The sequence below is a fragment of the Megamonas sp. genome, assembly GCF_986095205.1.
Genome location: NZ_CFQVBI010000052.1, coordinates 67,623 through 82,994 on the forward strand (window position 1 = coordinate 67,623; position 15,372 = coordinate 82,994).

The 15,372-nt window shown below is 35.7% G+C and carries 28 protein-coding genes; all 28 read left to right on the forward strand.

Annotation, left to right across the window (positions count from 1 at the left end; all coding sequences use genetic code 11):
• The first annotated feature begins 1 nt into the window (after nt 1).
• The 28 genes from rpsC to AC5LAX_RS07610 all read left to right on the forward strand — a co-directional run bounded on the left by rpsC (nt 2) and on the right by AC5LAX_RS07610 (nt 15,271).
• A complete protein-coding gene (rpsC, locus tag AC5LAX_RS07475) occupies nt 2-676 on the forward strand; it encodes a 30S ribosomal protein S3 (RefSeq protein ID WP_008538874.1) in 675 nt (224 codons plus the stop codon).
• Nucleotides 676-1,113 carry a 50S ribosomal protein L16 gene (rplP, locus tag AC5LAX_RS07480; RefSeq protein ID WP_008538873.1) on the forward strand — a complete coding sequence of 146 codons (438 nt, stop codon included), beginning with the start codon at nt 676-678 and terminating at the stop codon, nt 1,111-1,113. The genes rpsC and rplP overlap by 1 nt, the downstream gene beginning before the upstream one ends.
• Nucleotides 1,103-1,297, forward strand: a complete 195-nt coding sequence (rpmC, locus tag AC5LAX_RS07485; protein WP_008538872.1) for a 50S ribosomal protein L29 — start codon at nt 1,103-1,105, stop codon at nt 1,295-1,297. Before rplP ends, rpmC begins: the two co-directional genes overlap by 11 nt.
• Nucleotides 1,298-1,355: 58 nt before the next feature.
• Complete coding sequence (gene rpsQ, locus AC5LAX_RS07490; protein ID WP_115150982.1) at nt 1,356-1,616, forward strand: 30S ribosomal protein S17; 261 nt, start codon at nt 1,356-1,358, stop codon at nt 1,614-1,616.
• A gap of 39 nt (nt 1,617-1,655) precedes the next feature.
• The gene (gene rplN / locus AC5LAX_RS07495; RefSeq protein ID WP_008538869.1) at nt 1,656-2,024 is read left to right on the forward strand and encodes a 50S ribosomal protein L14; all 369 of its coding nucleotides are present in this window, start codon (nt 1,656-1,658) and stop codon (nt 2,022-2,024) included.
• A 24-nt stretch (nt 2,025-2,048) separates the two neighbouring features.
• Nucleotides 2,049-2,381 carry a 50S ribosomal protein L24 gene (gene rplX, locus AC5LAX_RS07500; RefSeq protein ID WP_008538867.1) on the forward strand — a complete coding sequence of 111 codons (333 nt, stop codon included), beginning with the start codon at nt 2,049-2,051 and terminating at the stop codon, nt 2,379-2,381.
• A gap of 21 nt (nt 2,382-2,402) precedes the next feature.
• Complete coding sequence (rplE, locus tag AC5LAX_RS07505; RefSeq protein WP_008538865.1) at nt 2,403-2,942, forward strand: 50S ribosomal protein L5; 540 nt, start codon at nt 2,403-2,405, stop codon at nt 2,940-2,942.
• A 25-nt stretch (nt 2,943-2,967) separates the two neighbouring features.
• Nucleotides 2,968-3,153, forward strand: a complete 186-nt coding sequence (locus tag AC5LAX_RS07510) for a type Z 30S ribosomal protein S14 (protein WP_008538864.1) — start codon at nt 2,968-2,970, stop codon at nt 3,151-3,153.
• 27 nt (nt 3,154-3,180) lie between these two features.
• Nucleotides 3,181-3,579, forward strand: a complete 399-nt coding sequence (gene rpsH / locus AC5LAX_RS07515; RefSeq protein WP_008538862.1) for a 30S ribosomal protein S8 — start codon at nt 3,181-3,183, stop codon at nt 3,577-3,579.
• A gap of 28 nt (nt 3,580-3,607) precedes the next feature.
• Nucleotides 3,608-4,153, forward strand: coding sequence for a 50S ribosomal protein L6 (gene rplF, locus AC5LAX_RS07520; protein ID WP_008538860.1), 546 nt, complete (start codon nt 3,608-3,610; stop codon nt 4,151-4,153).
• Between the two features lie 36 nt (nt 4,154-4,189).
• Nucleotides 4,190-4,549, forward strand: a complete 360-nt coding sequence (gene rplR / locus AC5LAX_RS07525) for a 50S ribosomal protein L18 (protein ID WP_008538859.1) — start codon at nt 4,190-4,192, stop codon at nt 4,547-4,549.
• Between the two features lie 22 nt (nt 4,550-4,571).
• Nucleotides 4,572-5,072 (forward strand): 30S ribosomal protein S5, encoded by a 501-nt coding sequence (rpsE, locus tag AC5LAX_RS07530; protein WP_008538858.1) that lies wholly within the window; start codon nt 4,572-4,574, stop codon nt 5,070-5,072.
• 15 nt (nt 5,073-5,087) lie between these two features.
• A complete protein-coding gene (gene rpmD / locus AC5LAX_RS07535; RefSeq protein WP_008538857.1) occupies nt 5,088-5,273 on the forward strand; it encodes a 50S ribosomal protein L30 in 186 nt (61 codons plus the stop codon).
• 21 nt (nt 5,274-5,294) lie between these two features.
• The gene (gene rplO / locus AC5LAX_RS07540; RefSeq protein ID WP_008538856.1) at nt 5,295-5,735 is read left to right on the forward strand and encodes a 50S ribosomal protein L15; all 441 of its coding nucleotides are present in this window, start codon (nt 5,295-5,297) and stop codon (nt 5,733-5,735) included.
• Complete coding sequence (gene secY, locus AC5LAX_RS07545) at nt 5,736-6,992, forward strand: preprotein translocase subunit SecY (RefSeq protein WP_008538855.1); 1,257 nt, start codon at nt 5,736-5,738, stop codon at nt 6,990-6,992.
• 11 nt (nt 6,993-7,003) lie between these two features.
• Entirely contained in the window at nt 7,004-7,648 is a 645-nt protein-coding gene (locus tag AC5LAX_RS07550) for an adenylate kinase (RefSeq protein ID WP_018998533.1), read from the forward strand.
• A 264-nt stretch (nt 7,649-7,912) separates the two neighbouring features.
• A complete protein-coding gene (gene infA, locus AC5LAX_RS07555; protein ID WP_008538853.1) occupies nt 7,913-8,131 on the forward strand; it encodes a translation initiation factor IF-1 in 219 nt (72 codons plus the stop codon).
• A gap of 55 nt (nt 8,132-8,186) precedes the next feature.
• Complete coding sequence (gene rpmJ, locus AC5LAX_RS07560) at nt 8,187-8,300, forward strand: 50S ribosomal protein L36 (RefSeq protein ID WP_004092858.1); 114 nt, start codon at nt 8,187-8,189, stop codon at nt 8,298-8,300.
• A 15-nt stretch (nt 8,301-8,315) separates the two neighbouring features.
• Entirely contained in the window at nt 8,316-8,684 is a 369-nt protein-coding gene (rpsM, locus tag AC5LAX_RS07565; RefSeq protein WP_015562925.1) for a 30S ribosomal protein S13, read from the forward strand.
• A 19-nt stretch (nt 8,685-8,703) separates the two neighbouring features.
• Nucleotides 8,704-9,096 (forward strand): 30S ribosomal protein S11, encoded by a 393-nt coding sequence (gene rpsK / locus AC5LAX_RS07570; protein ID WP_018998532.1) that lies wholly within the window; start codon nt 8,704-8,706, stop codon nt 9,094-9,096.
• A gap of 21 nt (nt 9,097-9,117) precedes the next feature.
• Complete coding sequence (gene rpsD, locus AC5LAX_RS07575) at nt 9,118-9,711, forward strand: 30S ribosomal protein S4 (RefSeq protein ID WP_008538847.1); 594 nt, start codon at nt 9,118-9,120, stop codon at nt 9,709-9,711.
• Nucleotides 9,712-9,754: 43 nt separating this feature from the next.
• A complete protein-coding gene (locus AC5LAX_RS07580; protein WP_008538846.1) occupies nt 9,755-10,711 on the forward strand; it encodes a DNA-directed RNA polymerase subunit alpha in 957 nt (318 codons plus the stop codon).
• A gap of 20 nt (nt 10,712-10,731) precedes the next feature.
• A complete protein-coding gene (rplQ, locus tag AC5LAX_RS07585) occupies nt 10,732-11,073 on the forward strand; it encodes a 50S ribosomal protein L17 (RefSeq protein WP_008538845.1) in 342 nt (113 codons plus the stop codon).
• A 200-nt stretch (nt 11,074-11,273) separates the two neighbouring features.
• On the forward strand, nt 11,274-12,125 hold the full coding sequence (locus tag AC5LAX_RS07590) for an energy-coupling factor transporter ATPase (protein WP_181971429.1): 852 nt from the start codon (nt 11,274-11,276) through the stop codon (nt 12,123-12,125).
• A gap of 29 nt (nt 12,126-12,154) precedes the next feature.
• Nucleotides 12,155-13,024 carry an energy-coupling factor transporter ATPase gene (locus tag AC5LAX_RS07595; protein WP_288909555.1) on the forward strand — a complete coding sequence of 290 codons (870 nt, stop codon included), beginning with the start codon at nt 12,155-12,157 and terminating at the stop codon, nt 13,022-13,024.
• Entirely contained in the window at nt 13,018-13,842 is an 825-nt protein-coding gene (locus AC5LAX_RS07600; RefSeq protein WP_118036078.1) for an energy-coupling factor transporter transmembrane component T family protein, read from the forward strand. Before AC5LAX_RS07595 ends, AC5LAX_RS07600 begins: the two co-directional genes overlap by 7 nt.
• Before the next feature lie 103 nt (nt 13,843-13,945).
• Nucleotides 13,946-14,716: a tRNA pseudouridine(38-40) synthase TruA gene (gene truA, locus AC5LAX_RS07605; RefSeq protein ID WP_117463779.1), complete on the forward strand. Its 771-nt coding sequence runs from the start codon at nt 13,946-13,948 to the stop codon at nt 14,714-14,716.
• A 45-nt stretch (nt 14,717-14,761) separates the two neighbouring features.
• Nucleotides 14,762-15,271 (forward strand): P-loop nucleotide/nucleoside kinase family protein, encoded by a 510-nt coding sequence (locus tag AC5LAX_RS07610; RefSeq protein WP_288909554.1) that lies wholly within the window; start codon nt 14,762-14,764, stop codon nt 15,269-15,271.
• Nucleotides 15,272-15,372: the final 101 nt, after the last annotated feature.

The following is a 15,372-nucleotide window of genomic DNA, read 5'->3' on the forward strand; positions in this document are numbered from 1 at the left end:
TTTGGGACAAAAAGTTAATCCACATGGTATGCGCCTTGGTATCGTAAAAACTTGGGATGCGAAGTGGTATGCTGGTAAAGATTTCGCTGCTAACTTACACGAAGATATTAAAATTCGTAGCTTCTTAAAAGAAACTTTAAAAGTTGCTGGCGTATCTAAAATTGAAACAGAACGTTCTAAAAATCGTCTCAGATTAACTATTCATACTGCTAAACCTGGTATGGTTATCGGCCGTGGTGGTTCTGGTATTGAACAGCTTAAAAAAGGCCTTAAAAAATACACTGATAAACACGTAGATATTAATATCGCAGAAATTAAACAGCCAGATATGGATGCTACACTCGTAGCTGAAAACATCGCTTCTCAGCTCGAACGTCGTGTTGCTTTCCGTCGTGCAATGAAACAGGCTGTTAGCCGTACAATTCGTATGGGTGCAAAAGGTATTAAAGTAACAGTAGGTGGCCGTCTCGGCGGTGCTGAAATTGCTCGTAGTGAATCTTACCGTGAAGGTAGTATTCCACTTCATACTTTACGTGCTGATATTGATTATGGTACAGCTGAAGCACATACAACTTATGGCCGTCTTGGCGTAAAAGTATGGATCTTCAAAGGTGAAGTTCTTCCTGAAAAGAAACTTGCTGCACAAGCAGAAGCTGTTGAAGGGAGCGAAGATTAATGTTAATACCTAAAAGAGTAAAATACCGTAAACAGTTCCGTGGTACTATGAAAGGTAAAGCTCATAAAGGTAATACTGTAGTACATGGTGAATTCGGTTTACAAGCTCTCGAACCTGCATGGATTACAAACCGTCAGATCGAAGCAGCTCGTATTGCGATGACTCGTTATATTAAACGTGGTGGTCAGGTTTGGATTAAAATCTTCCCTGATAAACCAGTAACTGCAAAACCTGCTGAAACTCGTATGGGTAGCGGTAAAGGTTCACCTGAATACTGGGTAGCAGTAGTTAAACCAGGTCGTATTATGTTTGAAATGGGCGGCGTTAGCGAAGAAGTTGCTAAAGAAGCTATGCGTCTTGCAAGCCATAAACTCCCAATCAAAACAAAATTTGTTAAGCGTGAAGTGCAAGGGGAGGGTGAAGTAAATGAAGGTTAATGAAATACGTGAAATGAGTGCTGGCGAACTTAACCAGAAACTTGCTTCGCTTAAAGAAGAATTATTCAACCTCAGATTCCAGCTTGCTACAGGTCAGCTTGAAAACCCTATGCGTATCAAAGAAGTAAAGAAAACTATTGCTCGTATTAAAACTATTCAACGCGAACAAGAATTAAAAGCTTAATAGTTAAGATTAGACTAATAGATAATAAATGATATGCAGAAGGAAGGAGGTTCTTTTAATGAGCGAAATTAGAAATGAACGCAAGACTAAAGTTGGTAAAGTTGTAAGCGACAAAATGGAAAAAACTATTGTTGTTGCTGTAGTTGATACTGAAAGTCATCCACTCTATAAAAAATCAGTTAAGAAAACTGTTAAATTTAAAGCACATGATGAAAACAACGAAGCTCACGTAGGAGATACAGTTTCTATTATGGAAACTCGTCCTTTATCTAAAGATAAATGTTGGAGACTCGTTGAAATTCTTGAAAGAGCAAAATAATTTGTTACTTGATATAGAATTTTAGAAGGAGGTAAAGCAATGATTCAGCAACAAACAATGTTGAATGTTGGTGATAACACTGGTGCAAAAGAAATTATGTGTATCCGTGTAATGGGCGGTTCTTATCGTAAATATGCCAACATTGGTGATATAATCGTAGCTGCAGTTAAATCTGCTTCACCTGGTGGAATGGTTAAAAAAGGTGACGTTGTTAAAGCTGTAGTAGTACGTTCTAAAAAGGGTTTACGTCGTGTTGACGGTTCTTATATCCGCTTTGATGAAAACGCTGCTGTTATTATTAAAGATGATAAAACTCCACGCGGAACTCGTATTTTTGGCCCGGTAGCCAGAGAATTACGTGACAAAGATTTCATGAAAATCGTTTCACTGGCACCAGAAGTAATTTAATAAATAGACAGGAGGTGCCAAGATTTGTCACAGGCTAAATTGCATGTAAAAAAAGGTGATACAGTTTTAGTATTATCCGGTAAAGATAAAGGTAAACAAGGTAAAATCCTTCAGGCTATGCCTGCTAAAGATAAAGTTGTAGTTGAAGGCGTTAACAAAATTAAACGTCACACTAAACCTAATCAGAAAGCTCCAAACGGCGGTATCATTGAAAAAGAAGCTCCTATGTTTGCTTCTAAAGTTATGGTAGTTTGCCCAGCTTGTTCTAAAGCAACTCGTGTTGCGAAAAAAGAAATTGATGGTAAAATGGTTCGTGTATGCAAAAAATGCGGTGAAGCATTAGACCAAGCAAAATAATTGAGGAAGGAGGATATCTTGGTGGATAGATTACAAGAAAAATATATCAATGAAGTTGTTCCTGCTATGACTGAAAAATTCGGTTATAAAAATGTAATGCAACTTCCTAAGATTGAAAAAGTTATCATTAGTATGGGTGTTGGTGAAGCTGCTCACAACTCTAAAGCATTAGATTCTGCTGTAGCTGACCTCACTATTATCGCTGGTCAGAAACCTGTTTTGACTCGTGCGAAAAAATCTCTTGCTGCATGGAAATTACGTGCAGGAATGCCTATTGGCGCTAAAGTTACTCTTCGTGGAACTCGTATGTATCAGTTCCTTGATAAATTTATGAATATCGCTTTGCCTCGAGTTCGTGACTTCCGTGGCGTAAGCCCTAAAGCTTTTGATGGTCGCGGAAACTATTCAGTTGGTCTTAAAGAACAATTGATTTTCCCTGAAATCGAATATGATAAAATCGAAAAAATTCATGGTATGAATATTATTATTGTTACTACGGCAAAGACTGATGAAGAAGCTAGAGCTCTTCTTAAATTAATGGGTATGCCGTTTAGTGCTTAATTCTTAAGAGGAGGTATACTGATCTATGGCCAGAAAGGCAATGGTCCAGAAATGGAGTCAAGAACCTAAATTCAAGGTTCGTAAATATAACAGATGCAAAATCTGTGGTCGTCCACATGGTTATATGCGTAAATTTGAAATGTGCCGTATTTGTTTTAGAGAACAAAGCTATAAAGGCGCAATCCCTGGCGTAACAAAAGCTAGTTGGTAAGGTTGAAAGAAAGGAGGATATCGATTTATGGGAATGACTGATCCTATTGCAGATATGTTAACTCGTTTGCGTAATGCAAACTCCGTACTTCATGATAAAGTTGAAATTCCTGGTTCTAAAATTAAACAGGCTATTGCAGAAGTTCTTAAAGAAGAAGGTTTCATTAAAGACTTCTCCTTCGCAGAAGATAACAAACAAGGTGTTATCACAATTAACTTGAAATATGGTCCAAACCGTGAACAAGTAATCACTGGTATTAAACGTATTTCTAAACCTGGTCTTCGTGCTTATGCTAAGAAAGATCAATTACCTCGCGTACTTGGTGGTCTTGGTATTGCTATCATCTCTACTTCTAAAGGTATTATGAGTGATAAACAAGCACGTCGTGAAGGTGTTGGCGGCGAAGTTTTAGCTTACGTATGGTAAAATTAGTTTTAGACTAGGAGGTGTACAGATGTCAAGAATTGGTAGAGAACCGATTACAATCCCTGCTGGGGTTACTGTAACAGTTGATGAACATAATCACGTAGCGGTTAAAGGTCCTAAAGGAGAAATTAGCCGTGACTGTCATAAAGATATGAAAATTACAGTAGGTGAAGGCGTTGTAACAGTAGAACGTCCATCCGAAGATAAAATGCATAGATCTTTACATGGTCTTACTCGTACTCTTATCAACAACATGGTTGTAGGTGTAACACAAGGCTTTGTAAGAAATCTTGAAATTAATGGTGTAGGTTATAGAGCTGCACAGGCTGGGAAAAACCTTAACTTATCTTTAGGTTTTTCCCATCCAGTAGTTGTTGAACCTCCTGTTGGAATCAAATTAGAAGCTCCTGCTCCTAACAAGATTGTTGTATCTGGTATCGATAAAGAAGCAGTTGGCGCTATGGCAGCTAAAATTCGTTCTTACAGAGAACCTGAACCTTACAAAGGAAAAGGTATTAAGTACGAAGGCGAACATATCCGTCGTAAAGCTGGTAAAACTGGTTCTAAGAAATAATAATCTTTAGTTAGAAATAGAAAGGAGAGGCTGGTTTTGTTTAATAAACAGGATAAAAATAAAGCTCGTCAGAAACGTCATTTAAGAGTTCGTAATCATATTTCTGGCACAGCTGAAAGACCTCGTTTAAACGTATTCCGTAGCTTAAGCAACATTTATGCTCAAGTTATTGATGATGTTAATGGTGTTACATTAGTATCCGCAAGCTCCAAAGATAAAGATTTCAATGCTTACGGCGGTAACATCGAAGCAGCTAAAGCTGTAGGTGCAGCTGTAGCAAAACGTGCTCTTGAAAAAGGCATTACTGAAGTTGTATTTGACCGCGGTGGCTATGTATATCATGGTCGTGTAGCAGCTTTAGCAGATGCAGCTCGTGAAGCTGGTCTAAAATTCTAATATTGGAACAGGAGGTAAATTAATGGCCAAGATTGACGCTAACGCACTTGAATTAGAAGAAAAAGTTGTGTATATTAATCGCGTTGCTAAGGTTGTAAAAGGTGGCCGTCGCTTTTCTTTCAGCGCTCTTGTTGTAGTAGGCGATAAAAACGGTCATGTTGGTGCAGGTCTCGGTAAAGCTAGCGAAGTACCTGAAGCAATCAGAAAAGGCATTGAAGATGCTAAAAAGAATCTTGTAGAAGTTTCTTTAGTAGATAAAACTATTCCACACGAAAGCCTCGGTGTATTCGGTGCAGGTCGTGTGCTCTTAAAACCAGCTGCAAAAGGTACTGGTGTTATCGCAGGTGGTCCAGCTCGTGCAGTTTTAGAACTTGCAGGTGTTGGTAATATCTTAACAAAATCCCTTGGTTCTTCTAACCCTAATAACATGGTTCGTGCAACTATTAAAGGTTTAGAACAGCTTAAAAAAGCTGAGCTCGTAGCTGAACTTCGTGGAAAATCCGTTCAGGAACTTTTAGGTTAAGGAGGAAATATTTCAATGGCAAAAGTGAAAATTACCCTTACAAGAAGTCTGATCGGCAGACCTGAAACTCAGAGAAGAACAATTCAGGCTTTGGGATTACGTAAATTAAATTCTACAGTAGAACATGAAGATACAGCTACAATTAGAGGTATGATTCATAAAGTAGAACATCTTATTACAGTAGAAAAAATCGGCGAATAATTTAGAGGAGGTGTCCAGGTTATGAAATTACATGAATTATCACCAGCACCGGGCTCTAGAAAAGTTCGTATTCGTGTTGGTCGTGGTTTAGGTTCTGGTTTAGGTAAAACTTCCGGACGTGGTCATAAAGGTCAGAATGCTCGTTCTGGTGGCGGCGTACGTACAGGTTTTGAAGGTGGCCAGATGCCTTTATACCGTAGATTGCCAAAACGCGGCTTCAAAAATATTTTTGCAAAAGAATATGCTGAAGTAAACGTTTCTTCTTTAAATCGTTTTGAAGATGGCGCAACAGTAGATCCAGCAGCATTAGTAGAAGCAGGTATCCTTAAAAACGTTTGTGACGGTGTACGTGTTCTTGGTAACGGCGAAATTACTAAGAAATTAACTGTTGTAGCAAACGGCTTCACAAAATCTGCTGAAGAAAAAATTACAGCAGCAGGTGGAAAAGTAGAGGTGATCTAAGTGCTTTCAGCTCTTAGCAATATCCTCAAAATCACCGAATTGCGACAGAAAATAGTATTTACACTAATTATGTTTGCAGTCTTCAGGCTCGGGACTCATATCCCGGTGCCTGGAGTAAATCCTTCAGTAATTGAACAGTTATTTAACAGCGGTAACTTGTTTGGCTTGTTGGATTTATTTTCCGGTGGTGCTTTAAGTAAATTTTCTCTCTTTGCTATGAGTATTACCCCATATATCAACGCGTCAATTATTATTCAATTATTGACCGTAGTAGTACCTACTTTGGAACAGTGGTCTAAAGAAGGTGAAGAGGGACATAAAAAGATAACCAAGACGACCCGTTATTTGACTGTTGTCTTGGCATTTTTACAAGCTATAGGTATGTCTATTGGTCTTAAACAGGCCATAATTAATCCTAGTATTACATCAATTCTTATTATTGCAATTACCCTAACAGCAGGAACAGTGTTCCTCATGTGGATTGGTGAGCAGATAACTGCACATGGTGTGGGAAATGGTATATCGCTTATCATTTTCGCAGGTATCGTTGCAGCACTTCCACAAAATTTGGGTACTATATATAATTACTTGCAAGCAGGCACAATAAGCTATTTTAATGTGTTATTCTTTGCAATAATCGCCCTTGCTATGATTGTTTTTGTTATTGCCATTCAGCAAGGACAACGTAGAGTTCCGGTGTCCTACGCAAAACGCGTTGTAGGTCGTAAAACTTACGGTGGCCAATCTACGCATATACCGCTTAAAGTAAATCAGGCCGGCGTTATACCAATCATCTTTGCATCATCAGTATTGATGTTCCCAGCTACTTTAGCTCAGTTTGTACAAACTCCTTGGATTAAAACAATTGCTGATTATTTCCAATGGGGAACACCTTTTCAAAGTGCTGTATATGCATTATTGATTTTATTTTTTACGTATTTTTACACTGCGGTTACATTTAAAATTCCGGATCTCGCTGATAATTTGAAAAAATACGGTGGTTTTATTCCTGGAATTCGTCCAGGTCAGGCAACTGCAGATTATTTAGACCGTATTATGACACGTATTACATTAGCGGGTGCATTTTTCCTTGCATTCATTGCAATTTTACCAACAATGATAGCTGGTGCTACTCATATTGAAGGAATTCATTTCGGTGGTACAGCATTATTAATCGTAGTTGGGGTTGCTCTTGATACGATGAAACAAATTGAATCAATGGTCGTAATGCGCCATTATGAAGGTTTTATGAAGTAAGGAGGATTTTTATGCACATCCTTTTAATGGGCCCTCCTGGTGCTGGTAAAGGTACACAGGCAGCTAGGCTAGTAGAAGAATTTAAAATTCCTCATATCTCCACTGGGGATATGTTTCGTGCAGCAGTAAAAGAAGGTACTGAACTTGGAAAACAAGCAAAAGCTTGCATGGATGCTGGACAATTAGTTCCAGATGAAGTTACAATTGGTATTGTAAAAGAACGTTTAGCTAAAGCTGACTGCGAAAAAGGATTTATTTTGGATGGTTTTCCTCGTACAGTAGAACAAGCTGTGGCTTTGGATAAAATTTTAAGTGAATTAGGTTTAAAACTTAACTGTGCTTTGAACGTTGCTGTTCCAGCAAGTGAATTAATCAGAAGAGCAGTTGGTCGTCGTATTTGTAAAAAATGCGGTGCTACTTATCATGTAGAATTTAAGCCATCTAAGAAAGACGGAATTTGTGACGTGTGCGGCGGTGACCTTTATCAAAGAGCTGACGACAGCGAAGCAACAATGAAAAATCGTCTTTCTGTTTATGAAGAACAGACAAAGCCTCTTATTTCTTATTATGAAAAAGAAGAACTTTACAAAGAAGTTGACGGAAGTCAGTCAATGGATAAAGTATTCCAAGACATTGTTGCAATTTTGCGCAGTTAATTGATAATATAATACGGTAATATATCTGTTGTAAAAAAAGTGTGAAAAAAATCGCTGATAATGATATATTTAAACGCTGTAATATGTTATAATTAATATTCGGGCAGTAAACAGGAATGTTTTTCTGTGGCAGATAACAATAATGTTGGGCATGGCATTGCTGTAAAAACGGATTACTGACAGGTTTGGGCATATCATGGGCATGATAATTCAAACCTCAAAGAGTTTTCGGCCCAACTTAAGCTTTAATTGAAGGAGAATTTCATGTCTAAGCAAGATGTAATTGAAGTTGAAGGTAAAGTATTAGAAGCTTTGCCTAACGCAATGTTTAAAGTAGAGTTAGAAAACGGTCACGTTGTACTAGCTCATGTTTCTGGTAAAATTCGTATGAATTTTATCCGCATCCTGCCAGGTGATAAAGTTACTATTGAACTTACGCCTTATGATTTGACCAGAGGCCGAATCACTTACCGTTTTAAATAAGACCTATTTTTATAATTTGATAGGCATTATAGCAATGTAGAAGGAGGTACATGCAGTGAAAGTTAGACCATCAGTAAAACCTATTTGTGAAAAATGTAAAGTTATTAAACGCAAAGGTCATGTAATGGTTATTTGCGAAAATCCTAAACATAAACAGAAACAAGGATAAGGAGGTGCTGATTGTATGGCACGTATTGCCGGTGTAGATTTACCACGCGATAAACGAGTTGAAATTGCTTTAACATATATTTTTGGTATTGGTCTTAAAACTTCTCAGGATATCTTAGCTGCTACTGGTATTAATCCAGATACTAGAGCACGTGATCTTACTGAAGATGAAGTTGCTAAGTTACGTGAATATATCGACAAAAATCATCTTGTAGAAGGTGACCTTCGTCGTGAAATTTCTTTAAATATTAAACGTTTGGTTGAAATCGGATGCTATCGCGGTAGACGCCATCGTTTAGGCTTACCTGTACGCGGTCAGAACACAAAAAATAATGCGCGTACTCGTAAAGGCCCTAAAAAGACTGTAATGGGTAAAAAAGGCTAAGAAGAAGGAGGTTTAATAAGTGGCAGCAAATAAAACATCTCGTCCAAAGAGAAAAGATCGTAAAAATGTCGAATACGGTGTTGCACACATTCGTTCGACTTTCAATAATACAATTGTTACTATCACTGACAAAAATGGTAATGCTTTATCCTGGGCTAGTGCTGGTGGACTTGGTTTCAGAGGTTCTAGAAAAAGCACTCCATTTGCAGCTCAAATGGCAGCAGAAGTTGCAGCAAAAGCAGCAATGGAACATGGTTTAAAACAGGTTGAAGTATATGTAAAAGGTCCTGGTGCAGGTCGTGAAGCTGCAATCAGATCTTTACAGGCAACTGGTCTTGAAGTTAACATGATTAAAGATGTTACTCCAATTCCACATAATGGTTGTCGCCCACCTAAACGTAGAAGAGTATAATTAGGAGGTTGAAGTAGAAATATGGCTATTGACAGAGTTCCTTCTCTGAAAAGATGTCGCGCTCTCGGCTTAGAAACAGCTGTAGTTGGTCTTGCAAAAAGCTCCAAAAGACAGCCTAAACGTTCTGGTCGTAAAGTAAGCGAATACGGAATGCAGTTAAAAGAAAAACAAAAAGCTAAATTTATATATGGTGTATTAGAAAAACAGTTTAGAGCTTATTATGATAAAGCTAAAACTATGCCAGGCGTAACAGGTGAAAACTTACTTGGTCTTCTCGAACGTAGAATTGACAACGTTGTTTTCCGTTTAGGTCTTGCATCCACTCGTCGTCAGGCTCGTCAGCTCGTTTCCCATGGTCACATCACTGTTAATGGTAAACGTCTTGACATTCCTTCCGCTTTAATTAAAGTTGGCGATGTAATCGGTGTTAAAGAAAAAAGCCGTGGTACTGCATTATTCAAAGAAATTGCAGAAAGCAAAAATGCTTTAAACGTACCAGCTTGGCTTACTGCTGATATCCAGAATCTTAGCGGTTCTGTTACAAGATTCCCTAACCGCGACGAAATCGATATTCCAGTTGATGAACAGGCGATTGTCGAATTGTACTCCAGATAATATGTCTGTGTTTTATAGCGCATAGAATAGGAGGTTGTTTCAGATGATCGAAATCGAAAAACCAAAGATTGAGATTGTGGAAATAAGTGAAGACAACCGTTATGGTAAATTTGTCTGTGAACCATTGGAACGCGGATATGGTACTACTCTTGGCAACAGCTTACGTCGTATTTTGTTGTCTTCTTTAGAGGGTGCGGCTATAACATCTATCAAAATTGATGGTGTTCTTCATGAATTTTCTACTATTCCTGGGGTTCGTGATGATGTAACAAACATTATCTTAAACTTAAAAGAATTATGCTTAAAAATGCATGATGAAGAACCTCATACCATTCGTATAGATGTTACTGGTGAAAAAGAAGTAACAGCAGCAGACATTATTGTTGATTCTGATATTGAGATTCTCAATAAAGATTTGCATATTGCTACTGTTGATGAAACTGGTTCTTTGAAAATGGAAATGGTAGTTGAACGTGGAAGAGGATATACACCTGCTGATAAAAATAAAAAACCAGATCAGGTTATTGGTATTATCCCTATCGATTCCATCTTCTCTCCTATTCAAAGAGTTAACTACACAGTAACAGATACTCGTGTTGGTAATGTTACCGACTATGATAAACTTACATTAGAAGTATGGACTGATGGTTCTATAAAACCAGAAGAAGCAGTAAGTAAATCAGCTAGCATTTTGATTACTCACTTGCGTCTATTCCAGAATATGGGTGGTTCTGTAGAAGATATTCCTGCTGATGAAGGAATTTTCAATACACCAGAAGAAGATAATACTTCTAAAGTTATGGAAATGACAATCGAGGATCTTGATTTATCTGTACGTTCTTACAACTGCTTGAAGAGAGCTGAAATCAACACTGTTGCAGATTTAATGCAAAAAAGTGAAGATGATATGATTAAAGTTAGAAACCTTGGTCGTAAATCTCTTGAAGAAGTTAAGAAAAAATTACAGGAATTAGGATTAACACTCGCTGAAAAAGAATAACAGGAAAGGACAGGCTGCTAATGGGCTACAGTAAATTAGGACGCAACTCCAGTGCACGTAAAGCTTTATTCCGTAGTGTGCTAGTTTCCCTTTTTAAACATGAACGCATTGAAACTACTGAAGCTAAGGCTAAAGAAATCAGCGGTCTTGCTGAAAAACTCATTACCCTTGCAAAACGCGATGACTTAAGTGCTCGCCGTCAGGTTATTGCTGAACTTGTTGATAAAGAAGTTGCAAAAAAATTATTCGATGAAATTGCACCTAAATATAATGACCGCAATGGTGGTTATACTCGTATTCTTAAATTAGGCGTACGTCGTGGTGACGCTGCTCCAATGGCTCTTTTAGAGTTAGTAAAATAATTTAGAATTAGTAATTCATTGAATTATTGATATGTGAGGCGGTCAAATGGGCCGCCTTCGCCTTATCAATTAAGTTAAAAATTTAATTAATAGATTTTTGGTTTACTTGATAAGGTGATTGTGTTAACAATTTAAAATGGGTATAATAAGAACTGTAATTTTGATTGCAGTTCTTATTTTTTTATATAGATTTATAGGTGATGATATTGAGTTTTATAGAAGTGAAAAATCTCACACATATTTTTAGGGAAAATGATGAGAAAAAAACAGAAAAAATAGCGTTAGATAATATTAATTTAAAGATCGATAAAGGTGAATTTATAGCTATTATTGGCGTTAATGGTTCAGGCAAGTCAACACTAGCAAAGCATTTCAATGGCTTATTATTGCCAAGTGAAGGTGAATGCATTGTTGATGGCATGAAAGTTGATGATAGTGAGGATATTTGGAAAGTACGTCAAAAAGTAAGTATGGTATTTCAAAATCCTGACAATCAAATAATCGCTACTGTAGTAGAAGATGATATCGCTTTTGGTCCTGAAAATATGGGTCTTGAGCGTGAAGAAATAAAAGATAGAATAGAATTTGCTTTAAAATCTTTGCATATTGAGCATTTGCGTAAGATGCCACCGCATTTGTTATCAGGTGGGCAAAAACAATTGACTGCTATTGCTGGGGCTATAGCGATGCGTACTCAATGTATAGTTTTAGACGAACCGACAGCAATGCTTGATCCACAGGGTAGAAATGCTGTAATGAAAGCTTTGAAGGAATTACATGAAAAATATAATATAACTATTATTATAATTACACATTTCATGGAAGAAGCTGTGCAGGCAGATAGAATTATTGTCATGAATGATGGCAAAATAATACAAGATGGTATGCCAAAAGATATTTTTAAACAAAAGGAAAATTTAAAGAAAATAGGTCTTAGTGTGCCTTTAGCTGTAGATATTGTAGATGCTTTGCAGAAAAAAGGTTTAAAACTCGCTAATGTTTTTGATAATGAAAATTTAGCTAGAGAATTACAACAATTAATATGTAAATAATATTAAATAGATTTTAAAGTGGTGAGAAGATGCCAATAGAGGTAAAAAATATAAGTCATATTTATATGGAAAATACGCCATATGAAAAAAAAGCATTAAATAATGTTAGTTTAACAATAAATGAAGGTGAATTTGTAGCTATTGCAGGTCATACAGGTTCAGGAAAATCCACACTTATGCAACATTTTAATGGTTTATTAAATCCTACTAGAGGTGAAGTTTTTATTGATGGAATTGACATTAATAAAAAGAAGGATAAAAAGACCTTAAATGCTAGACGTAGTGTGGGTATGGTGTTTCAATATCCAGAACAACAATTATTTGAGGAAAGTATTTTTGCAGATATTGCTTTTGGCCCTAGAAATTTTGGTTGTAGCGAAGATGAAGTAAAGCAAAGAGTCAAAGATGCAATGGATTTTGTAGAATTAGATTATGAGGAGTATAAAGATAAATCTCCTTTTTTATTGAGTGGCGGGCAGATGAGACGTGTGGCAATAGCTGGAATAATAGCATTAAAGCCTAAATATCTAGTTTTAGATGAGCCGACAGCAGGTCTTGACCCTAGACTTAAACAGAATTTATTGCAAAAGGTGAAAAAATTACATCAAAAAGAAAAGATGACAATTATTATGGTATCGCATAATATGGACGATATAGCACTTTTGGCAGATAAGGTAGCTATTATGAGACAGGGGAAATTAATGATATATGGCGAGCCACGTGAAGTTTTTACACATAAAGATGTAATTGAACAAGCAGGTTTATTAGAGCCAGAAGTGATGCAATTATTGCGAAAAATACAAGAATATGGTTTAGATGTGGATATAAATGCTTTAAATAAACAAGAAGCTTTAAATAATATTTTAGTAGCTTTGAGAAAGAGAGGGATAAAATGCTAACTGATATAAAAATTGGTCAATTTTTCCCAGCGAATTCTTTATTGCATAAATTAGATGCTAGATTAAAAATCGTAAGTTTATTTATTTTAATCGTGGGGATTTTTGTTTTTGATAGTCAATTAGACTATATTATATGGTGCGTGTTAATTGGGTCTTTGATGTATATGTCAAAAATTCCTTTAAAGATGTTTTTTATATCCATAAAGCCAATTATTTGGATTATTTTATTTACTTTTATTTTGCATTTATTTACGACACAAGGAAAAGTTATTTTTGAAGTTTGGAAGCTCAGTATTACATGGGAAGGATTGGCAAATGGTAGTTTTGTCTGTCTTAGATTGTTATTATTGATGTTTGGAGCATCTTTATTGACATTTACAACGCCACCACTTGTATTATCTGATGCTTTGGAAGATTTGATGAAGCCATTAAAAAGATTTGGCGTGCCTGCTCATGAATTGGCTATGATGATGACGATAGCACTTCGTTTTATTCCTACTTTATTGGAAGAAACGGATAAAATTATAAAAGCTCAAAAATCTCGTGGTGCTGATTTTATGACAGGAAATATCTTAAAAAGAGTCAAAGCTTTTATGCCAATATTGATACCATTATTTATTAGTGCTTTTCGCAGAGCAGATGATTTGGCTATGGCTATGGAAGCAAGATGTTATCATGGCGGAGTGGGTAGAACACGCTTGAAACAATTGAGTTTTGCCTCTAGAGATTATATAGCAATGACTGCTTTTATAGGGATTTTATTAATTTTGACAGTTATAAAAATAGTTTTTCCTCATATGGTATTATTTACTTTATAAAATTAAATATGTATAATCTAAAAGAACTAGTTTATTTTAAATGTATATAATAGACTAGTTCTTTTTTGAAGCGATAAAATAAAAAATTAAACGAGGATAGAAAATGAAATCTGAACATAAGGAAATGATGAAAGCTAGAAGACGTAATATAAAACTTACGCTTAGTTATGATGGAACAAATTATCATGGTTTTCAAAGACAGACTAAAGTTGTAGCTGTGCAAAATGTATTAGAGGGTGCATTATTTAAATTATTTGGCGATAGTATTGAGTTAGCGGCAGCAGGTAGAACTGATGCTGGTGTTCATGCTATAGGTCAAGTGGTGAATTTTTTTACTGATGGAACTATTCCTATTCAAAATGTAGTGCGTGCAGGAAATCGCTTGTTGCCAGATGATATAGTTTTATTAAAGGCAGAAGAAGCTGACCGTGATTTTAGTGCACTACATAGTGTAAAATCTAAAATTTATATTTATAAGGTTTTTGAAAATGAATTAGCAGACCCATTTATGAGTAGATTTTATTGGCATGTAAATAAAAAATTAAATTTAGAAGATATGCAAGAGGCTTTAAAATATATTGAAGGAGAGCATGATTTTTCCTCGTTTCGTTCTGCTGGCGGAAATGATACAAGCCCTATTCGTGAAATCTATGAAGCTAGTTGTACAAAAGAAAAGAATGTATATACTTTTAAATTTTGGGGCAGTGGATTTTTATATCATATGGTTAGAAATATCATGGGTTTGATGATAAATATTGGGCTTGGTAGAGTGGATAAACATGAAGTGCCAAAAATAATAGAGGCTAAAAATAGAGCTTTAGCAGGGAAGATGGCGCCAGCAAATGGCTTGTATTTGCAAAAAGTATATTATTGATAATATTTTGTTTAAACTGTGGATAATAAAGATGTAGAGGTATAAATGATAATTTTAATTGCAGGTGCTAGTCATACGGGGAAGACTTTGTTTGCACAAAAACTATTAGAAAAATATAAGTATCCTTATTTAAGTATAGATCATTTAAAGATGGGTTTGATTAGAAGTGGGCAAACTAATTTAACAGTGGAAGATGATGAGCAACTGACTAAATATTTATGGTCAATTGTTGTGGAAATGATAAAAACTGTTATTGAAAATAAACAAAATTTAATTGTTGAAGGCTGTTATATTCCAGCAGATTGGATTAGGTATTTTAAACAAAGATATTTAGAAGAAATAAAATATTGTTGTTTAATTATGAGTGAAGAATATATAAAAAATAATTTTAGTACGATAAAACAAAAAGCGAATATCATTGAAAAGCGTTTAGATGATAGTTATTGTACAAAAGAATTGTTGATAAAAGAAAATAAATGTAATTTAGAGATATGTAAGCAATATAATTATAAATATATATTAATTGATGAAAAATATAATATAAGTGATATATAAAAAAAGCAGTAGATTTATATTGAACTGCACCCCAAAAGTTGGACACAAAACAACTTTTGGAGGTGCAGTTTTTTTATGACTAAATACTCAAATGAATTTAA